The organism is Streptomyces sp. NBC_00012, assembly GCF_045040875.1.
GTDB lineage: Bacteria > Actinomycetota > Actinomycetes > Streptomycetales > Streptomycetaceae > Streptomyces.
The window spans coordinates 4,392,292-4,410,549 of record NZ_CP108309.1 but is presented as its reverse complement, the minus strand read 5'-3'; the positions used below and the strand labels follow the sequence as shown (position 1 = coordinate 4,410,549).

The 18,258-nt window shown below is 68.4% G+C and carries 16 protein-coding genes and 1 pseudogene; 8 read left to right on the top strand and 9 right to left on the bottom strand.

The genetic code is table 11. The features are described from left to right. The first annotated feature begins 117 nt into the window (after positions 1–117). Positions 118–2,829, top strand: coding sequence for a transglycosylase domain-containing protein (locus OHA19_RS20285; protein ID WP_405714649.1), 2,712 nt, complete (start codon positions 118–120; stop codon positions 2,827–2,829). Between the two features lie 103 nt (positions 2,830–2,932). After that, complete coding sequence (locus OHA19_RS20280; protein WP_405751056.1) at positions 2,933–4,432, top strand: glycosyltransferase family 87 protein; 1,500 nt, start codon at positions 2,933–2,935, stop codon at positions 4,430–4,432. Between the two features lie 81 nt (positions 4,433–4,513). On the opposite strand, the gene OHA19_RS20275 is transcribed toward OHA19_RS20280, so the two are convergent. From OHA19_RS20275 to OHA19_RS20265, 3 genes are all read right to left on the bottom strand, one after another. Beyond that, on the bottom strand, positions 4,514–5,545 hold the full coding sequence (locus tag OHA19_RS20275) for an alanine racemase (RefSeq protein ID WP_405714653.1): 1,032 nt from the start codon (positions 5,543–5,545) through the stop codon (positions 4,514–4,516). A gap of 134 nt (positions 5,546–5,679) precedes the next feature. Further along, on the bottom strand, positions 5,680–6,798 hold the full coding sequence (locus OHA19_RS20270; RefSeq protein ID WP_405714655.1) for a lipid II:glycine glycyltransferase FemX: 1,119 nt from the start codon (positions 6,796–6,798) through the stop codon (positions 5,680–5,682). Between the two features lie 235 nt (positions 6,799–7,033). Beyond that, positions 7,034–7,348 (bottom strand): hypothetical protein, encoded by a 315-nt coding sequence (locus OHA19_RS20265; protein WP_358940793.1) that lies wholly within the window; start codon positions 7,346–7,348, stop codon positions 7,034–7,036. A 276-nt stretch (positions 7,349–7,624) separates the two neighbouring features. Here OHA19_RS20265 and rpsF point away from each other — a divergent pair, with 276 nt between their 5' ends. The 4 genes from rpsF to rplI all read left to right on the top strand — a co-directional run bounded on the left by rpsF (position 7,625) and on the right by rplI (position 9,337). Next, a complete protein-coding gene (rpsF, locus tag OHA19_RS20260) occupies positions 7,625–7,915 on the top strand; it encodes a 30S ribosomal protein S6 (protein ID WP_072487610.1) in 291 nt (96 codons plus the stop codon). A gap of 74 nt (positions 7,916–7,989) precedes the next feature. Then, positions 7,990–8,592: a single-stranded DNA-binding protein gene (locus OHA19_RS20255; RefSeq protein WP_329820054.1), complete on the top strand. Its 603-nt coding sequence runs from the start codon at positions 7,990–7,992 to the stop codon at positions 8,590–8,592. 43 nt (positions 8,593–8,635) lie between these two features. Then, positions 8,636–8,872, top strand: a complete 237-nt coding sequence (gene rpsR / locus OHA19_RS20250; protein WP_003967857.1) for a 30S ribosomal protein S18 — start codon at positions 8,636–8,638, stop codon at positions 8,870–8,872. Positions 8,873–8,890: 18 nt separating this feature from the next. Beyond that, positions 8,891–9,337 (top strand): 50S ribosomal protein L9, encoded by a 447-nt coding sequence (rplI, locus tag OHA19_RS20245; RefSeq protein ID WP_405714658.1) that lies wholly within the window; start codon positions 8,891–8,893, stop codon positions 9,335–9,337. 141 nt (positions 9,338–9,478) lie between these two features. Here rplI and OHA19_RS20240 read toward each other — a convergent pair whose 3' ends face one another. Next, the gene (locus OHA19_RS20240; RefSeq protein WP_405714660.1) at positions 9,479–10,816 is read right to left on the bottom strand and encodes an MATE family efflux transporter; all 1,338 of its coding nucleotides are present in this window, start codon (positions 10,814–10,816) and stop codon (positions 9,479–9,481) included. A 477-nt stretch (positions 10,817–11,293) separates the two neighbouring features. Here OHA19_RS20240 and dnaB point away from each other — a divergent pair, with 477 nt between their 5' ends. Continuing rightward, on the top strand, positions 11,294–12,754 hold the full coding sequence (gene dnaB, locus OHA19_RS20235; protein WP_206433546.1) for a replicative DNA helicase: 1,461 nt from the start codon (positions 11,294–11,296) through the stop codon (positions 12,752–12,754). 86 nt (positions 12,755–12,840) lie between these two features. Then, positions 12,841–14,217 (top strand): serine hydrolase domain-containing protein, encoded by a 1,377-nt coding sequence (locus OHA19_RS20230; RefSeq protein WP_405714662.1) that lies wholly within the window; start codon positions 12,841–12,843, stop codon positions 14,215–14,217. A gap of 46 nt (positions 14,218–14,263) precedes the next feature. Here the strand turns inward: OHA19_RS20230 and OHA19_RS20225 are convergent. The 5 genes and pseudogenes from OHA19_RS20225 to OHA19_RS20205 form a co-directional block, all read right to left on the bottom strand. Next, positions 14,264–15,513, bottom strand: a pseudogene (locus tag OHA19_RS20225) (winged helix DNA-binding domain-containing protein). Continuing rightward, a complete protein-coding gene (locus OHA19_RS20220) occupies positions 15,405–15,857 on the bottom strand; it encodes a GNAT family N-acetyltransferase (protein WP_405714663.1) in 453 nt (150 codons plus the stop codon). Before OHA19_RS20220 ends, OHA19_RS20225 begins: the two are co-directional and overlap by 109 nt. Positions 15,858–15,926: 69 nt before the next feature. Beyond that, entirely contained in the window at positions 15,927–16,394 is a 468-nt protein-coding gene (locus OHA19_RS20215; RefSeq protein ID WP_405714664.1) for a MarR family winged helix-turn-helix transcriptional regulator, read from the bottom strand. A gap of 166 nt (positions 16,395–16,560) precedes the next feature. Next, the gene (locus OHA19_RS20210) at positions 16,561–17,430 is read right to left on the bottom strand and encodes a GNAT family N-acetyltransferase (protein ID WP_405714666.1); all 870 of its coding nucleotides are present in this window, start codon (positions 17,428–17,430) and stop codon (positions 16,561–16,563) included. A gap of 5 nt (positions 17,431–17,435) precedes the next feature. After that, positions 17,436–17,963, bottom strand: coding sequence for a DUF2269 domain-containing protein (locus OHA19_RS20205; protein WP_405714668.1), 528 nt, complete (start codon positions 17,961–17,963; stop codon positions 17,436–17,438). Positions 17,964–18,258: the final 295 nt, after the last annotated feature.

The window sequence follows — 18,258 nt, the reverse complement described above, 5'->3', positions numbered from 1 at the left end:
CGGAGCAGCCGGACGCATGGCGGACGAGCCTTTCGCAGGGCTGGTCCGTAATTCGGGGGGACCGGATCTCAACTGCCGCTTCCAGGCGCTCTCGCCTGCCCGAGGAGTAGTCGTTCGATGAGCGAGCACCGCCGCAAAACGCCGCAACCACAAGGTGGCGGGCGTGCAGCGGCCAGACGAGCCGCCCAGCAGTCCTCAGGACGCCGCGCCGCACCGTCACGTGGAGTAACTTCCGAGTCACCTTCCGGTTCGCACGGCGGTGACAGCCCGTACGGCGGACGCGCCGAGGCCAGACGTGCCGCCCAGCGGGGCGGCGGGAGCCGTCGCGCCGAGGGCGGCGGAGCGGGCCGCGGGGGCGGGGGCCGCCGTCGCGGTGGCGGCGACGGCGGGCACGAGGAACCGGGCAGGGGGCGGGGCCGGGCCCCCCAGCGCCCTGTCAAGAAACGCTTCATCGACTACCCGCGCGCCGGCAAGTACGGCTTCCGGCGCTGGGTTCCGTCGTGGAAGCTGGTCTCCAGCCTCTGTATCGGCTTCCTCGGCCTGCTCATGGGCCTCGCCGGTATCGCGTACGCGATGGTCGAAAAGCCCAAGGTGAACGAAGCCGCGGTGGCGCAGAACAACGTCTACCTCTGGGACAACGGCAAACAGATGATCGCCACGGGCGGTTCGGTCAACCGCCAGATCATCGGCTTCGAGCAGATCCCCGAAGCGATGCGGGACGCCGTCATCTCGGCCGAGAACAAGTCCTTCGAGCACGACCGGGGCATCGACCCCATGGGTATCGCGCGGGCCCTGTTCAACATGGCCACCGGAGGAGAGACGCAGGGTGGTTCGACGATCACCCAGCAGTACGTGAAGAACTCGCGTCTGTCCCAGGAACAGACCCTGAGCCGGAAGTTCCAGGAACTCTTCATCACGCTCAAGGTCAGCAACGACATGAAGAAGAACCAAATCATGGCGGGCTACCTCAACGTCTCGTACTACGGACGGGGTGCTTCGGGGATCCAGGCGGCGGCCCGTACGTACTACGGCAAGGACGCCATCAACCTGAACCCGAGCGAGTGCGCGTTCCTGGCCACGCTGCTCAAGGGCGCGTCGTACTACGACCCGGCGGGCGCTCCCGACGTCGACCCCGTGCAGGCGACGAAGGAGCTGAACACCGCACGGGCCAAGAAGCGCTGGAAGTGGATCCTCGACGAAGAGGTGAACGACGGGCGGCTCTCGAAGTCGGAGCGCGCCAAGTACACCGAGTTCCCGATGCCCGACCCGCCGAAGAAGGATGCCCAGCTGGCAGGTCAGACCGGTTACCTGGTCGAACTCGCCAGGCAGTACTTCCTCAGCAACAACGACAAGGGCGTCACGGCGGAGATGCTGGCCCGCGGCGGCTACCAGATCCGCACCACCTTCAACAGGGACAAGGTCAAGGAGCTCAACGCCGCGGTCCAGAAGGTCTACGACAGCAAGATCAAGCCGAAGCAGCGCCCGAAGACGGACACCCACGTCCAGTTCGGCGGCGGGTCGGTGGATCCCAAGACCGGCGCCATCGTGGCGATCTACGGCGGTCAGGACGCGACCAAGCACTTCACCAACAACGCCAACCCCACGGGTGCGCAGGTCGGTTCGACTTTCAAGCCGTTCGTGCTGGCGGCGGCGATGGAGTACGGCAAGCGGAACCCCGCGCTCTCGGAGGACCAGGGCGAGTCGGCGCGCACCAAGGTCTCGCCGCTCAGCATCTACAACGCCGACGACAAGCTGAAGATCAAGAAGTACAACGGCGAGATCTGGACCGACGAGAACGGCAAGGAGTGGCTGCAGGCCAACGACGGTCATGAGTCGAGGGGCAACATCACCCTTCGCGAGGCGATGCAGTGGTCCGCCAACTCCCCGTACGTACAGCTGGGCATGGACGTCGGCACCGACAAGGTGAAGGACATCGCCATGGCCGCGGGGCTCAAGGACGACGAACAGATGGCGGATTCGCACGTGCCGTCGTTCTCCATCGGTACGTCCTCGCCCAGTGCGATCCGGATGGCCGGCGCGTACGCGACCTTCGCCGCCAGTGGCCAGCAGCGCGAGCCCTTCTCGGTCTCCGAGGTGAAGCACGACGGCAAGACCATCTACCAGCACAAGAACGTCGCCAAGCGTGCCTTCGACGCGGCGATCGCCGACAACGTCACCGATGTCCTGAAGAACGTCGTGGAGAAGGGCACCGGTACCCCCGCGCAGATCCCCGGCCGGGACGTGGCGGGCAAGACGGGTACGACGGACGACAACAAGTCGGCCTGGTTCGTCGGCTACACGCCCCAGCTGTCCACGGCCATCAGCATGTACCGGCTCGACGACGATGCGTCGAACAAGAACCGCAAGTTCGAAAAGATGTACGGCACGGGTGGCGAGCAGACGATCCACGGTGCGTCGTTCCCGGCCCAGATCTGGCACGACTACATGGTGGGCGCTCTGAAGGGGAAGCCGGTCCTGAGCTTCCCGGAGCCGGGGCCGATCGGTGACAAGGTCTACGGCGGCGGAGCGCAGAGCCCCACGCCGACGCCCACCGCACCGTTGACGCCCTCGCCGTCCAAGTCGGTGACCGAGTCGCCCTCGATGAGCGTGTCCCCGTCAGCGCCCAACCCCAGCCAGACCTGCGGTACGTGGGACTGGGACTGCCAGCACAACAACGGCGGGACCAGCAGCGGCGCGAACGGCGGAGACACCGGTGGTGGCACCGATCCGTCGACGACCCCCGAGCCACCGACCGGCGGGAACGGCAACGGCGGGAACGGCAACGGCGGGAACGGCAACGGCGGAATCTTCGGCGGGCCGGCCGGATAGCGCCCGCACGGCCCGCTGGGCCGACCCGGTCATGAGGGCCGCCGCACCACACGGTGCGGCGGCCCTCGTCGTTTCCACAGCCCGGTACGGCAGGATGAGCGGCATGCCAAGCGCAGAAGACACGAGTGTGCACCAGTCCGCGGAACGGTCGGTCGTACGGCCCACCCACCAGGACGAGGTGGCCGCGGCCGGCAGCGAGCTGATCGGCGGGCGGTCGGGGCGCTGGACACGGCTCGGCAGCACGGCGCTCACGCCCGTGGGCGCCATCGCGCTGGTGGCCCTCGGGATGTTCGCGCTGGGCATGGTGCAGAAGCTGCCCTGCTACAACTGGGCTTGGTTCAGGGGCGCGGGTTCGCAGTACACGCACGCCTGCTACTCGGACATTCCGCACCTCTTCGCAGCCCGGGGCTTCTCCGACGGCCTCGTGCCGTACCTCGACCGGCTGCCCGGCGACATGCAGTTCCTGGAGTACCCCGTCCTGACGGGTGTGTTCATGCAGGTCGCCGCCTGGCTGACGCCGGGCGGATCCGTTCAGCACCGCGAGCAGATGTACTGGATGGTCAATGCGGGCATGCTGATGATCTGCGCCGTGATCATCGCCGTCTGTGTCGCCCGTACGCACCGGCGCCGCCCCTGGGACGGGCTGCTGGTCGCCCTCGCGCCGGCCTTCGCGCTCACCGCGACGATCAACTGGGACCTGCTGGCCGTCGCGCTGACGGCCGCGGCGATGCTCATGTGGTCCCGGGGACGGGTGCTGGTGTTCGGCATCCTCATCGGGCTCGCCACGGCCGCCAAGCTCTATCCCGTGTTCCTGCTGGGGCCGGTGTTCGTCCTGTGCTGGCGGGCGGGCAAGTGGCGGGAGTTCGGCATGGCGACGCTCGGTGCGGCGGTGTCCTGGCTGGTGGTGAACCTGCCGGTGATGGCCCTCGCGCCCGAGGGGTGGAAGAAGTTCTACACGTTCAGCGAGGAACGGGGCATCGACTTCGGCTCCTTCTGGCTGATCATCACCCAGCGGACCGGCGAGAGCATCGAGGTCTCGACCGTCAACACCGTCTCGACCCTGACGACGGTCCTGCTGTGCGCGGCGATCGGTGCACTGACCCTGATGGCGCCGCGTCGGCCGCGCTTCGCGCAGCTCGCCTTTCTCGTCGTCGCGGCGTTCATCCTCGTCAACAAGGTCTACTCGCCGCAGTACGTGCTCTGGCTGATCCCCCTGGCCGCCCTGGCCCGGCCGCGCTGGCGCGACTTCCTGATCTGGCAGGCGTGCGAGGTCATGTACTTCCTGGGCATCTGGATGTACCTCGCGTACACGACGAGCGGGGACAAGCACCAGGGGCTGCCCACGGAGGGGTACCAGCTGGCGATCGTCCTGCATCTGCTGGGCACGCTGTACGTCTGCGCCGTGGTCGTACGGGACATCCTCATGCCGGAGAAGGACGTCGTACGGCGCGACGGGTCGGACGATCCGTCCGGCGGGGTGCTCGACGGGGCCCCGGACGTGTTCGTGCTGGGGCGGGCGGCGCATCCGGCGGACCATGCCCACCCGGCGGTGGAAGGACCACGGGTGGACTGGGGCGCGGCCCGCGGACCGGTCGCCGACTGAGAGCAGAGTCTTGAGAGCCGGCCCCTGAGCGCCGGGTCTTGAGAGCCGGGTCTCTCCCGTGCGGAGGGACCCGGCGCCTGCCTAACGGTCGACGAGGCGGTCGAACTGGGTGGTCGTGTGGCGCAGATGGGCCACCAGCTCGTCGCCGACCTTCGGCTCCTGGGCGTCCGCGGGGACGAACAGGATCGACACCTGCATGTGCGGCGGCTCGGCGAACCAGCGCTGCTTGCCCGCCCAGACGAACGGCGACAGGTTGCGGTTGACGGTGGCCAGGCCCGCGCGAGCGACCCCCTTGGCCCGCGGCATCACACCGTGCAGGGCCTTCGGGGCCTCCAGGCCCACGCCGTGCGAGGTACCGCCGGCGACGACCACCAGCCAGCCGTCCGAGGCGGCCTTCTGCTGGCGGTAGCCGAAGCGGTCGCCCTTGACCACCCGCGTGACGTCCAGGACAGCACCCCGGTACTCCGTCGCCTCGTGGTCGCCGAGCCACAGCCGGGTACCGATACGGGCGCGGAAACGGGTCTGCGGGAACTGCTGCTGGAGCCGGCCCAGCTCCTCGGCGCGCAGATGGCTGACGAACATGGTGTGCAGCGGCAGCCGGGCCGCGCGCAGCCGGTCCATCCAGCCGATGACCTCCTCGACGGCGTCCGAGCCGTCCGTGCGGTCCAGCGGCAGGTGCAGGGCGAAACCTTCGAGCCGTACGTCCTCGATGGCGGCGTGCAGCTGTCCGAGCTCCTCCTCCTTGACGCCGTGGCGCTTCATCGAGCTCATGCACTCGATGACGACCCGCGCGCCCACCAGGGCGTGCACGCCGTCCACGGAGGACACGGAGCGGATGACGCGGTCGGGCAGCGGCACCGGCTCCTCGCCCCGGCGGAACGGGGTGAGGACCAGAAGGTCGCCGCTGAACCAGTCCTTGATGCGGGCTGCCTCGTAGGTCGTTCCGACGGCGAGCGTGTCGGAGCCGAAGCGGATGGCCTCGTCGGCCAGCCGCTCGTGACCGAAGCCGTACCCGTTGCCCTTGCAGACCGGTACGAGGCCGGGGAACTGGTCGAGGACGGATTTCTGGTGCGCCCGCCAGCGCGCGGTGTCGACGTACAGGGAGAGCGCCATGGCCGGTCCGGAACCCTTCTGGTGGCTGCTGTGTGGGAGGTGTGTGAAGCCGAAGCTCCATTGAAACCAATGAAGCCGGTTTCGTCAGCGGGGCGACGCGTATCAGCGGTGCGACGCGTACGGTGCGACGCGGGTCAGCGGCGCGACATGTAGATGTCGAGCGCCTTGTGCAGCAGCTTGTTGAGCGGGAAGTCCCACTCGCCGAGGTACTCGGCCGCCTGGCCGCCGGTGCCCACCTTGAACTGGATCAGACCGAAGAGGTGGTCGGTCTCGTCCAGCGAGTCGGAGATGCCGCGCAGGTCGTAGACGGTGGCCCCCATGGCGTACGCGTCGCGCAGCATCCGCCACTGCATCGCGTTCGAGGGCCGGACCTCGCGCTTGTGGTTGGCGGAGGCACCATAGGAGTACCAGACGTGCCCGCCGACGATCAGCATCGTCGCGGCCGCGACGTTTTCGCCCTCGTGCCGGGCGAAGTACAGCCGCATCCGGTTGGGGTCCTCGTTGTTGAGGGCCGTCCACATGCGCTGGAAGTAGCCCAGCGGACGCGGCCGGAAGTGGTCGCGTTCCGCCGTGATCTCGTACAGCCGCTGCCACTCGTCGAGCTCGGCATAGCTGCCCTGGACCACCTCGACGCCGGCCTTCTCGGCCTTCTTGATGTTGCGTCGCCACAGCTGGTTGAAGCCCTTGTGGACGTCTTCCAGCGAGCGGTTGGCCAGCGGCACCTGGAAGACGTAGCGGGGCTGTACGTCACCGAACCCGGCGCCGCCGTCCTCGCCCTGCTGCCAGCCCATCTTCCGCAGCCGGTCCGCCACTTCGAAGGCGCGCGGCTCGATGTGGGTGGCCTCGACGTCGCGCAGACGCTTCACTTCCGGGTCCTGGATGCCCGACTTGATGGCGGCCGCGTCCCAGCGACGGATGATGACCGGCGGGCCCATCTTCACGGAGAAGGCGCCCTGCTGCTTGAGGTGCGCCAGCATCGGCCGCAGCCAGTCGTCCAGATTCGGGGCGTACCAGTTGATGACCGGGCCCTCGGGAAGATAGGCGAGGTAGCGCTTGATCTTGGGCAGCTGCCGGTAGAGCACCAGCCCGGCGCCGACGAGCTGTCCGCCCTTGTCGAACCAGCCGAGGCTCTCCGAGCGCCACTCGGCCTTCACGTCCGCCCATGCCGGGACCTGCATGTGACTCGCCGCAGGCAGGCTCTGGATGTACGCCAGATGCTGCTCTCGGCTGATGGTCCTCAGGGTCAGGCTCATGCGGGGCGCTCCTCGGCAGGTGTGTCCCCATCGGTCAGGGGCTCCGGCTCTCGCGCCGAAGCCTACTGTGGCCGACGAGCACGCCGTCTGGCCCTATGGGGCCCAGCCGCTCCGCCGCCGTCGCGACCCGGGTTGCCGGGCCCTTGTACAGGGGGAACGGCGCGAGGACCCTGTGTGGTTCCCGCGCCGTTCTGCTTGTCCGGTTATGGATGTCTGTCGGTTGCGGCTCTGCGGGTCAGCCCACCACGCCGCCGAAGAGGCCGCCGTGCGCCATGCCCAGGAAGAAGCCGATGGCGGCCGCGCCCATGCCGATGATCAACGGGAACCGCTCGCGCGTGGTCACCGAGATGTACTGGCCGTACGCGCCTGTGAGGATCCCGATGAGTCCGGCCCACGAACTGATCAGATGCAGGTTGTGGAACATCGCCGTCACGAAAGCGAGCACACCGAGGATCAGCGTCACCGCCACCAGGGTCTCCTGGAGCGGATGGGGCTTGCCGTCCGTGGCGAGCAGGGAGACGGGGGGACGAGGTCGTATTGCCTGTGCCATGGAGTACCTCCTGGCCGAATGGGGCGCGTTGTGGCGCCGCTCACACTCGATGTGTCCAGATTGCGTCTCCTGACCACCGGATTTCAACCGGAAGCCGGTGTGCGGGTACTCTGTACGGTCTGCACCGGTGTCTGCCCAGGCCAGCACGGCAGCCCCTCTCCATGGAGGGTGTTGTCAGTGGCGGCTGTTTTACTCGGAGACACTGATGCTCACGCATCACGACCCTCCTGCCACGGAACGACCGTGGCCGCTGAGTCCAAAGGAGGTGGGTTCCACATGCGTCACTACGAGGTGATGGTCATCCTCGACCCCGATCTCGAGGAGCGCGCTGTCTCCCCGCTGATCGAGAACTTCCTCTCCGTCGTCCGTGAGGGCAACGGAAAGGTTGAGAAGGTCGACACCTGGGGCCGTCGTCGTCTCGCTTACGAGATCAAGAAGAAGCCCGAGGGCATCTACTCGGTCATCGACCTGCAGGCCGAGCCTGCGGTCGTCAAGGAGCTCGACCGCCAGATGAACCTGAACGAGTCGGTCCTCCGGACCAAGGTCCTCCGTCCCGAGTCCCACTGAGCATCTAGCTCAGTGGTCATCGGGTTCGAGTAGCAGCAAGCAGCCAGAAGCAATCCCCGCCGAGAGGTTCATCCATGGCAGGCGAGACCGTCATCACGGTCGTCGGCAATCTCGTCGACGACCCCGAGCTGCGCTTCACCCCGTCCGGTGCGGCGGTCGCGAAGTTCCGTGTCGCGTCCACTCCCCGCATCTTCGACCGGCAGACCAATGAGTGGAAGGACGGCGAAGGCCTGTTCCTCACCTGCTCGGTCTGGCGGCAGGCGGCGGAGAACGTCGCCGAGTCGCTCCAGCGAGGCATGCGCGTTGTCGTGCAGGGCCGGCTGAAGCAGCGGTCGTACGAAGACCGCGAGGGCGTCAAGCGCACGGTCTACGAGCTGGATGTCGAGGAAGTCGGCCCCAGCCTGAAGAACGCCACGGCCAAGGTCACCAAGACCACCGGTCGCGGTGGTCAGGGCGGCCAGGGTGGATACGGCGGTGGCCAGCAGGGCGGCGGCAACTGGGGCGGCGGTCCCGGTGGTGGCCAGCAGGGTGGTGGCGGCGCTCCCGCCGACGACCCGTGGGCCACGAGCGCGCCGTCCGGCGGCCAGCAGGGCGGGGGCCAGCAGGGCGGTGGAGGCGGCTGGGGCGGAAGCTCCGGCGGCTCCGGCGGCGGCTACTCGGACGAGCCTCCCTTCTAGGGCAGCTCGTACCCCCACTTCTTGATCACACAGGAGAAACACCATGGCGAAGCCGCCTGTGCGCAAGCCTAAGAAGAAGGTCTGCGCTTTCTGCAAGGACAAGACCCAGTACGTGGACTACAAGGACACGAACATGCTGCGGAAGTTCATTTCCGACCGCGGCAAGATCCGTGCCCGCCGCGTCACCGGCAACTGCACGCAGCACCAGCGTGATGTCGCCACGGCAGTCAAGAACAGCCGTGAGATGGCGCTGCTGCCCTACACGTCCACCGCGCGATAAGGGAAGGGTGACCGAATCATGAAGATCATCCTCACCCACGAGGTCACCGGCCTCGGTGCTGCGGGCGACGTCGTCGACGTCAAGGACGGGTACGCCCGTAACTACCTGGTTCCGCGTGGCTTCGCCATCCGCTGGACCAAGGGTGGCGAGAAGGACGTGGCGCAGATCCGCCGCGCCCGCAAGATCCACGAGATCGCCACGATCGAGCAGGCCAACGAGATCAAGACCAAGCTCGAGGCCGTGAAGGTCCGTCTGGCCGTTCGCTCCGGCGACGCCGGCCGTCTCTTCGGCTCCGTGACCCCGGCCGACATCGCCTCGGCGATCAAGGCCGCCGGTGGCCCCGACGTCGACAAGCGTCGCGTCGAGCTCGGCTCGCCGATCAAGACGCTCGGCGGACACCAGGTGTCCGTGCGTCTGCACCCCGAGGTCGCTGCGAACCTCGGCGTCGAGGTCGTTGCTGCCTAAGGGCACAGCTCACCTGAGCAGCTGAAGGGCCGTACCCCTCGGGGTGCGGCCCTTCGTCGTGGCCTTGTGGCCTGGCGACCTGGTGGTCTCGCGGTTTCACGGTTTCACGGTTTCACGTGAAACGGGACCACGGGCGGTGGCTCAGCGGGTGGCCCCGGTGACGATCCACTTGCCGGAGCGAGTGCGCAGCCACAGCGTCACCATGCGGACGGCCATCATCAGCGCCATCGCCCACCACAGCGCCGTCAGGCCGCCACCGATCACCGGTACCAGCAGGGCGACCGGAGCGAACACCGCGAGAGTGACGAGCATGGCCCAGGCCAGGTATCGCCCGTCGCCGGCGCCCATGAGTACTCCGTCCAGGACGAAGACCACACCCGCGACCGGCTGGGACAGCGCCACCACCATCAGGGCCGGGAGCAGGGTGTCCTGCACGGCCCGGTCGCCGGTGAACAAGGGCACGAACAGTGGACGGGCAAGGACGATCAGTGCCCCGAACACCACCCCGGAGACGATGCCCCACTGCACCATGCGGCGGCACGCCTCACGTGCGCCCTTGGCGTCGTCGGCCCCCAGATACCGGCCGATGATCGCCTGACCGGCAATGGCGATGGCGTCGAGAGCGAAGGCCATCAGGCTCCAGAGGGAGAGGATGATCTGGTGCGCGGCGATCTCGGTGTCGCCGAGACGGGCGGCGACGGCCGTGGCGATCAACAGGACGGCACGGAGCGACAGCGTACGGACCAGCAGCGGTAGGCCGGCCTGGGCGCTGGCCCTGATGCCTGCCGCATCGGGACGCAGCGAGGCGCCGTGCCGTCGGGCTCCCCGTACCACCACGATCAGATAGGCGACGGCCATCGAGACCTGTGCGATCACAGTGCCCCAGGCCGATCCGGCGATTCCGAGTCCGGCGCCGTAGACGAGTCCCGCGTTGAGGGCTCCGTTGGCCGCGAAGCCTCCGATGGCGACGTAGAGCGGGGTCCTGGTGTCCTGCAGGCCGCGGAGAACGCCGGTCGCGGCCATCACCACGAGCATGGCCGGGATGCCGAGGCTGGAGATCCGCAGATACGTGGTCGCGTAGGGGGCTGCCGTGTCGGAGGCGCCGAAGACATCCACCAGCCAGGGGGCCGTGGGGAGAGCGATGGCGATGACGGCGATGCCCAGCAGGATCGCCAGCCAGATGCCGTCCATGCCCTGCCGGATCGCCGAGGCCAGATCGCCTGCTCCGACCCGTCGTGCCACTGCCGCGGTGGTGGCGTAGGCGAGGAAGACGAAGATGCTGACGGCGGTGGTCAGCAGGGCTGCGGCGACTGCCAGGCCGGCCAGCTGAGGGGTGCCGAGATGGCCGACGATGGCGCTGTCGACCATCACGAAGAGCGGCTCGGCGACGAGTGCGCCGAAGGCAGGAACGGCGAGCGAGATGATCTCGCGGTCGTGTCGTCGACGACTGGGCGGCGGGGGTGCCGGGGCCTGGATCATGGGGGCCAATCTAATCTTCCACAGGTAATAGATGCAATGGCTTTGTGTCCCTTACATTTGCTGACGCTCGGCGTTCCTCCGTGTGCCGTTTGTCGTGATCTTGTGCTGACTCGGAAAGTTTTTCTCCCCCACAGGCCGTGGATGGGAAAATGCCAGGTCAGCGCGCTGGCGGTGCGGGTGCTATGAGTTTGTCCACAGCGCTGTCCCCCGCTCCGTGCACAGGTTCCGCAGAGTTCTCCACAGCATCTGGTCGGTCGTCCACATGCCCTGTGGATAACCAGATTGGCTGACGGTGCCGAGCGGCCTACCGTGGACCGGCGCCCGCACCCCGTTTCGGACTCGGAACCACTCAGAACTCGACGCGCCGGAACCGGAGTCGGGCGTCTTGTTTGTCGGTGCTGTGCCGTAAGAAAGAGTGGCATGGCGAGGTCCGCGGAGCGGACGGGAGGAGGTGGCCCGGTGAGCATTCCCGAGCCTTTGGACGACCCCTGGGCCGAGACCGGTCCCAGCGACCGTCTGCCCGTTTCCCGGCAGCGCCGCGGTGAAGGCAGGGACCGCGGCGAGCAGCATGAACGCGGCAGGGAGAGCGGTGGCTGGGAGGGTGGGTCGCCCGGTTTCGAGCGGGTGCCGCCCCAGGATCTCGATGCCGAGCAGTCGGTCCTCGGTGGCATGCTCCTGTCCAAGGACGCCATCGCAGATGTCGTGGAGATCATCAAGGGCCACGACTTCTACCGCCCCGCGCACGAGACCGTCTACCAGGCGATCCTCGACCTCTACGCCAAGGGAGAGCCGGCCGACCCGATCACGGTGGCGGCCGAGCTGGTCAAGCGCGGCGAGATCACCAAGGTGGGCGGAGCGCCGTATCTGCACACCCTCGTCCAGTCCGTGCCGACCGCGGCCAACGCTTCGTACTACGCGGAGATCGTCCATGAGCGGGCGGTCCTGAGGCGGCTCGTCGAAGCCGGAACGAAGATCACGCAGATGGGATACGCGGCGGACGGCGATGTCGACGACATCGTGAACTCCGCGCAGGCCGAGATCTACGCGGTCACCGAGCAGCGCACCAGCGAGGACTACTTGCCGCTCGGCGACATCATGGAGGGCGCGCTCGACGAGATCGAGGCGATCGGTTCGCGCAGCGGCGAGATGACCGGGGTGCCGACGGGCTTCACCGACCTCGATGCACTGACGAACGGTCTGCACCCGGGCCAGATGGTCGTCATCGCTGCCCGCCCCGCCATGGGTAAGTCCACGCTGGCCCTCGACTTCGCACGGGCCTGTTCGATCAAGAGCAATCTGCCCAGCGTGATCTTCTCCCTCGAAATGGGGCGCAACGAGATCGCGATGCGTCTGCTCTCCGCCGAGGCCCGGGTGGCGCTGCACCACATGCGCTCCGGCACCATGACCGACGAGGACTGGACACGGCTGGCCCGCCGGATGCCCGACGTCTCGGCCGCCCCGCTCTACATCGACGACTCCCCGAACCTCTCCATGATGGAGATCCGGGCCAAGTGCCGCCGTCTCAAGCAGCGCAACGATCTCAAGCTCGTGGTCATCGACTATCTGCAGCTGATGCAGTCCGGCGGCTCCAAGCGTGCCGAGAGCCGCCAGCAGGAAGTCTCGGACATGTCCCGAAACCTCAAGCTGCTGGCCAAGGAGCTCCAGCTTCCGGTCATCGCGCTCTCCCAGCTGAACCGTGGCCCCGAACAGCGCACGGACAAGAAGCCGATGGTCTCCGACCTCCGTGAATCCGGATCCATCGAGCAGGACGCCGACATGGTGATCCTGCTGCACCGCGAGGACGCGTACGAGAAGGAGTCCCCCCGCGCCGGTGAGGCCGACCTGATCGTGGCCAAGCACCGTAACGGCCCGACGGCGACGATCACGGTGGCCTTCCAGGGTCACTACTCGCGTTTCGTGGACATGGCGCAGACCTGACCGGCATCCGCCGGAGGTTCCGGGCGCGTTTCGGGCGCCGTGAAATGGACTCGCCACAGCTTGGTTCTGCGGGTAGTTGTTTGAGCATGACCTACTCATCCGAACAGTTGCTTCCGGGGACGCAGCGTGCTCTGCTGCACCGCATCGCCACCGCTCAGCAGGAGGGCCGGGCGCCCTCGCTCGTCGCCGCCGTGCGGAGGCAGGGACAGACCGTCTGGAGCGGTGCCCGCAGTTGCGTGGACGGCCATGCCCCTGACGGTGACACGCAGTTCAGGATCGGCTCCCTCACCAAGACGTTCACCGCGGTACTGGTGCTGCGCCTGCGCGACGAGGGCCTTCTGGACCTGGAAGATCCGCTGGGGAAGCATCTGCCCGGCACCGGAGTCGGCGATGTGACGATCCATCAACTGCTGGGCCACAGCGCAGGACTCGGTGCCGAGGCGCCCGCGCCCTGGTGGGAGAGGACGCCGGGCACGCTGCGGCCCGAGTTGGCCGATGTACTCGGCGAGCAGACGCGGATGCACACCCCAGGACACCGCCACCACTACTCGAACCCCGGCTACACGCTGCTGGGCGCGCTGGTCGAGAAGGTGCGCGGGGAGAGTTGGGCGGAGGCGCTGCGGCGCGAGATCCTGGAGCCGCTCTCCATGCACCGCACCGGCCCCCACCCGCAGTCACCGCACGCGGGCGGCTGGGCCGTGCATCCCTGGGCCGATGTCATGCTGCCGGAACCGGCGGAGGATCTCGGGCTGATGGCCCCGGCCGGCCAGCTCTGGTCCACGGCCGATGACCTCCTGCGCTTCGCGGCCTTCCTGGCCGAGGGTGACGACCGGGTGCTCGGTGCCGCCTCCGTGGAGCAGATGCGCGTGCCGTCCGCACCGGCCGAGCCCGGCGCATGGCAGTTCAGTTACGGTCTGGGTCTTCAAGTGGTGCGGAGCGGAAGCCGCACCCTCATCGGTCATACGGGGTCGTTGCCCGGCTTCCTGGCCACGCTGTGGATCAGTGTCGAGGACGATGTGGCGGCCGTCGTGTTCGCCAACACGACGGCGGGGCTGATGGTCGGTGGTGTCGCAGCCGACCTCGTGGACATCGTGGCCGAGGCCGAGCCCCGTATCCCGGAGCCCTGGCGCCCGTTGCCGGAGGCGGATGCCGAACTGCTCGCTCTGACCGGTCCTTGGTACTGGGGCACGCACTCGAACGTCCTGCGGATGGCCGCGGACGGTGGGCTGGAACTTGGACCCCTGCAAGGCGCCGGCCGCGGTGCCCGGTTCACCGCACAGCCCGATGGCACCTGGATCGGTCGCGACGGCTACTACGCGGGGGAGACGCTGCGCGTGGTCCGTAACAGCGACGGCAGCGTGAACCACCTCGACCTGGGGTCGTTCGTCTTCACGCGGGAGCCGTACGACCCGGCGGCGGGAGTTCCCGGCGGAGTGGACGAGCGCGGCTGGCGGGGACTGTGAGCCTGAGCGTCACGTTTCACGTGAAACGGCGGAGCGCGGGTCGGGCTCAGGCTGTCAACTCCCGTTCCAGCGGGGTACGGAAGCGCGGAGTGACCCGGGTCTGACCCACCCATCGCGAAAGCCGGGATGCTTCCGCCTCGATCGCGGTGGCAGCATCCCGGCCGACGTCGGACAGCAACCGCCAGACCGGCTCACCATCGGCTTGCTGGGCCCAGCCGCCCACGATCCGGCCGTTCCACCACACGGTCGGGCCGATGTTTCCGGACCGGTCGAAGAGAGCCTGCCGATGCCCGGCCGGTAGGTGGAATCCGCGATCGGCCCACCCCATGGCGCTGGGGTCGAGGGCCGGAAGCAGCGCCGCCCAGGGGTCCGGAGCCGGTTCCGGCGCCATGTCCTCCGGCAGTACCCATCCGGTGGCGCCCAGCCCGTCCACCACTTGAGGTCGGCCTCGGTCGCGGGGCCGTAGGAGCGGAGCCATCGCCGGGTCAGCTCGGCCTGTGCCTCTGCGGGTTCCTCGAACGGCCAGGGCTCGGATGCCGTCCAGCGGAACTGGCTGGAGGTCCAGGAACCGCGTGGGCGGTCCCGGCGGATGCGGCCCTCGGCGGCCAGGATCCGGATGACACGAGAAGCGACGCCTTGTACGGCCTCGGCCCTCCTGCCGGGGAAGAGGGTGATCTTTGTACGCAGGGCGGCCACGGCGGCGGAGAGTTCGGTGCCGGTCGCGGTGCCGCGGTCGGCGAGAACGGCTAGGGTCTGCCGTTCGGTGTCGGCGAGCCAGCGCTCGTCCAGGCCGTTGCCGTCGTCTGCCAGGTGCTTGAGGAAGGTCCGGCGCTCCTTCGCCGCCACGGCCCGGACGTTCGAGGCGTCGACACAGGGGGCGAGCTCCCGCGACACGACAAAGAGGGTGTTCCGCATGGAGAGTTGCCGGACCAGCGAGACTTCCCCGTAGAGAGCCTCTTCCACCAGGGCGACGTCCGCTTCGGTCATGCGGGCACACGCCGAGAGGAAGACGGTGGCGGCGTCGGTGGCGTGCAGCGCGACGACCGCGTCGGCCACAGCGACCGGGGAGACGGTCCGTTCGGATGGGGCCAGAAGGTGGCGTCGTCCGAGCCTGACCCTGCGCTGTTCGTCACTGATGCGGTGCACGGGCGGCCTCCCGGCTGCGGTCTCCGAATTCCGGTCTGCGGTCAGAGTGCGAGCTTGAAGCCCACATGGCTCGCGGTGAATCCGAGCCGCTCGTAGAAGCGATGCGCGTCGGTCCGGGTCGCATCGGACGTCAGCTGGACCAACTGGCATTCCTGGCGCCGGGATTCTTCCACGGCCCACTCGATCAGCCGGGTGCCGAGGCCGCTGCCCCGCTCGTCGGCGTGGATGCGTACGCCCTCGATGACCGAGCGGGTCGAGCCGCGCCGGGAAAGCCCGGGAATCACGGTCAGCTGCAGGGTTCCGACGACACGGCCCTCGCGCACGGCGACCACCAGGTGCTGGTTCGGATCGTCCGCGAGCCGTTGGAACGCGGTGCGGTACGGGGCGAGGTCGTCCGGTGATTCACGCCGGGCACCCAGCGGATCATCGGCGAGCATGGCCACGATCGCCTGGATGTCGGTAAGGGCGGCGGGGCGTATTTCCAGATCGCTCATGATCGGCAGGGTACGCAGACCGGCCGTGCGGTGCACGAGCCCGGCCCGGTCCGGCCGGCCCCGTGCGACTCACGCGACCGGCACGGGGGCCTTCAGTGCTTCGACGGCCTCGACCAGCGGGGCCAGTTCGGGGTTCTTCGCGGCTTCGTCCAACGCGGCACGCAGTGCGCCGTCATTGGTCGGCCGGGCCTCGTCGAGCAGGGTCTGGCCGGCTTCGGTGACATCGGTGTAGATGCCGCGGCGATCGGTGTCGCAGAGATACCGCATCAGCAGCCCGCGGTCTTCCAGGCGGGTGACCAGGCGAGTGGTGGCGCTCTGGCTGAGCACGACTGCGTCCGCGACCTGCTTCATCTGGAGATGCCCGCCGGGGCCGCTGTGCTGCCTGCTCAGAACGTCGAGCAGGGAGTACTCCCGCACGCTGAGCCCGTGCCCGGACTGCAACGCCCGCTCGACGTGGGCCTCGATCTTTCCGTGGAGCAAGGAGAGAGCGCACCAGCCCTGGGAGAGGGCGGTGAGCGCGGGGTCTGTCGCTGTCATGGGGTCTCTCCTATGTGACGGAGCCGTTCCCTCCAGGGTAGGTGACTGTCGAAATAGTCCGCGCTTGCAACTTGTTGCGGGATGCCTTGTCACTCTTCGACACCCTGCCACCGTGCTCGACCGGCCCGCAGTCGATGACGGCTCCGGGCCGTGGAGACGTCGGCGGTCAGCCCATGGCAACGGTCAGCGGGGCATAGCGACGAGTCCAGTCGCCCGGCAGGTCCGCGGCTCCATGTGTCATCACCGTGGTCGTGGAGTCGGGCCGCAGACCGTGCTCCTCGAACCAGTCGAGCAGCTCGGTATGGCGCGCGTCGATGTCCGCGCGCAGCGGCAGATCCGTCGCCTCCGCGAGCGAGGCGACAAGTGCCTCAGCCGTGGCGGTGTCGCGCGCGACCAGCGGGCCGATCGCATGTGTCCGGCCGCTGGGCCAGGCCGCCGCGTAACCGATGAGACGTCCCCCGTCCTGCGCTACCCGGATATGGTCGGCGAACGCGGGCAGCCGGGCGAGGACATGGGTCCGGTCGGCGCCGAAGACATCCGCGTCCAGCAGGACCATGGCTCGCAGATCCTCCGCCGTGGCCGGGCGGACGGTGACGGCAGGGGGCCTGCCGCCGGTCGGCCGGAAGAAACCGGCGACCCGCCGGGAGCGGCCCACGACCGAGAAACCGAGCTGTTCGTAGAGCGGCTGCCCCGAGGCCGTTGCGTAGAGGCTGAGCGGGGTATCTCCGGACTCGGCGATCACGTGGTGCATCAGCTGCCGTGCGACTCCCTGCCGCGCATACCGCTCCGCGACGAGCACCATGCCGATGGCTGCCAGCCGGGAGCCGTAGGAGGTCACCACGCAGCTGGCCATCAGGCCCTTGCCATCGGGGTCGTCCACGCCGTAGCCGGTCCCGGCGGCGAGGAGCAGGCCCCATCTGTGCTCATCGCGTGGCCAGCCACGGTCTTCGCTGAGATCGGCACAGGCGACCAGGTCGCCCGGGGTGAGGCGCCGGACAGGCAGTTCGGTGATCGGGCGGGGCTGTGAGCTGGGCATGAAGGTCAGGCTGTCCGACCCGGTGTTCGCGCGTCCACCCCTTTACCGATTCCGGACGAGCGGCGCAGCCGACGGCCGCGGTGGGTCGGCCCCCAGGGCTTCAGCACCGATATCGCGGTGACGAAGAGGTACGTCGCCGTTGCCACCGACGGCGCGACCACCAGGTCGATGTCGACGGCCCCACGTGCCGCGGCCTCGTCGATGCCGGGCCGCAGGGAGAAGACGGACAGTGCCACGGTGATCAGGGTGAGCCAGAACTTCGTCCAGACCCACCGGTGCCTGGCCAGCCCCCACGGGGTGCCGAGCGCCAGAACGAGACCGCTGAACAGCGAGAACAGGGCGACCGGCACGATCAGCCAGTCCCCGAAGATCTTCATGGAACGGGTAGCAGCCTGCGCGGTGGCGGGATCCCCGGTGGAGAAGGCCGCGATTCCGAGCGCCAGAAGTCCGACGGTCAGTCCCAGCCAGCTCACGGATACCGCGACATGCGCCACCAGGAGGCTGCGGCGGGCGGAGCGTTTGAGTGGTTTCACGTGAAACACGGTGCCGGGAACGGGGAGACAGGGCGTCTGACGACGGGAGTAATCGCGCGTACTAGCCTCGGCGTACGGCATGCGCTTCTCTGCGGGCTTCACTGCCGGGTGAGTTGCCGACCTTCCCGGTACTGACGCGTTCATGAGTGGCTGTCATGGGTTCACGACCCGCCCGTGTCCGCCGCAAGGCATGCTGGCCGGGGGATCGTGCACAGTGGCCGAACAGTGGCCGTCAGCGGGCCCGACTGCGTCCGCGGGCGAGGGGCTGCGGGCCGTGCTGGTGCGTAAGGCGACC

Bases quoted from the DNA above. Each gene is read 5' to 3' on its own strand.
- OHA19_RS20285 (WP_405714649.1), top strand. From the start codon at position 118: ATGAGCGAGCACCGCCGCAAAACGCCGCAACCACAAGGTGGCGGGCGT.
- OHA19_RS20280 (WP_405751056.1), top strand. From the start codon at position 2,933: ATGCCAAGCGCAGAAGACACGAGTGTGCACCAGTCCGCGGAACGGTCG.
- OHA19_RS20275 (WP_405714653.1), bottom strand. From the start codon at position 5,545: ATGGCGCTCTCCCTGTACGTCGACACCGCGCGCTGGCGGGCGCACCAG.
- OHA19_RS20270 (WP_405714655.1), bottom strand. From the start codon at position 6,798: ATGAGCCTGACCCTGAGGACCATCAGCCGAGAGCAGCATCTGGCGTAC.
- OHA19_RS20265 (WP_358940793.1), bottom strand. From the start codon at position 7,348: ATGGCACAGGCAATACGACCTCGTCCCCCCGTCTCCCTGCTCGCCACG.
- rpsF (WP_072487610.1), top strand. From the start codon at position 7,625: ATGCGTCACTACGAGGTGATGGTCATCCTCGACCCCGATCTCGAGGAG.
- OHA19_RS20255 (WP_329820054.1), top strand. From the start codon at position 7,990: ATGGCAGGCGAGACCGTCATCACGGTCGTCGGCAATCTCGTCGACGAC.
- rpsR (WP_003967857.1), top strand. From the start codon at position 8,636: ATGGCGAAGCCGCCTGTGCGCAAGCCTAAGAAGAAGGTCTGCGCTTTC.
- rplI (WP_405714658.1), top strand. From the start codon at position 8,891: ATGAAGATCATCCTCACCCACGAGGTCACCGGCCTCGGTGCTGCGGGC.
- OHA19_RS20240 (WP_405714660.1), bottom strand. From the start codon at position 10,816: ATGATCCAGGCCCCGGCACCCCCGCCGCCCAGTCGTCGACGACACGAC.
- OHA19_RS20230 (WP_405714662.1), top strand. From the start codon at position 12,841: ATGACCTACTCATCCGAACAGTTGCTTCCGGGGACGCAGCGTGCTCTG.
- OHA19_RS20220 (WP_405714663.1), bottom strand. From the start codon at position 15,857: ATGAGCGATCTGGAAATACGCCCCGCCGCCCTTACCGACATCCAGGCG.
- OHA19_RS20215 (WP_405714664.1), bottom strand. From the start codon at position 16,394: ATGACAGCGACAGACCCCGCGCTCACCGCCCTCTCCCAGGGCTGGTGC.
- OHA19_RS20210 (WP_405714666.1), bottom strand. From the start codon at position 17,430: ATGCCCAGCTCACAGCCCCGCCCGATCACCGAACTGCCTGTCCGGCGC.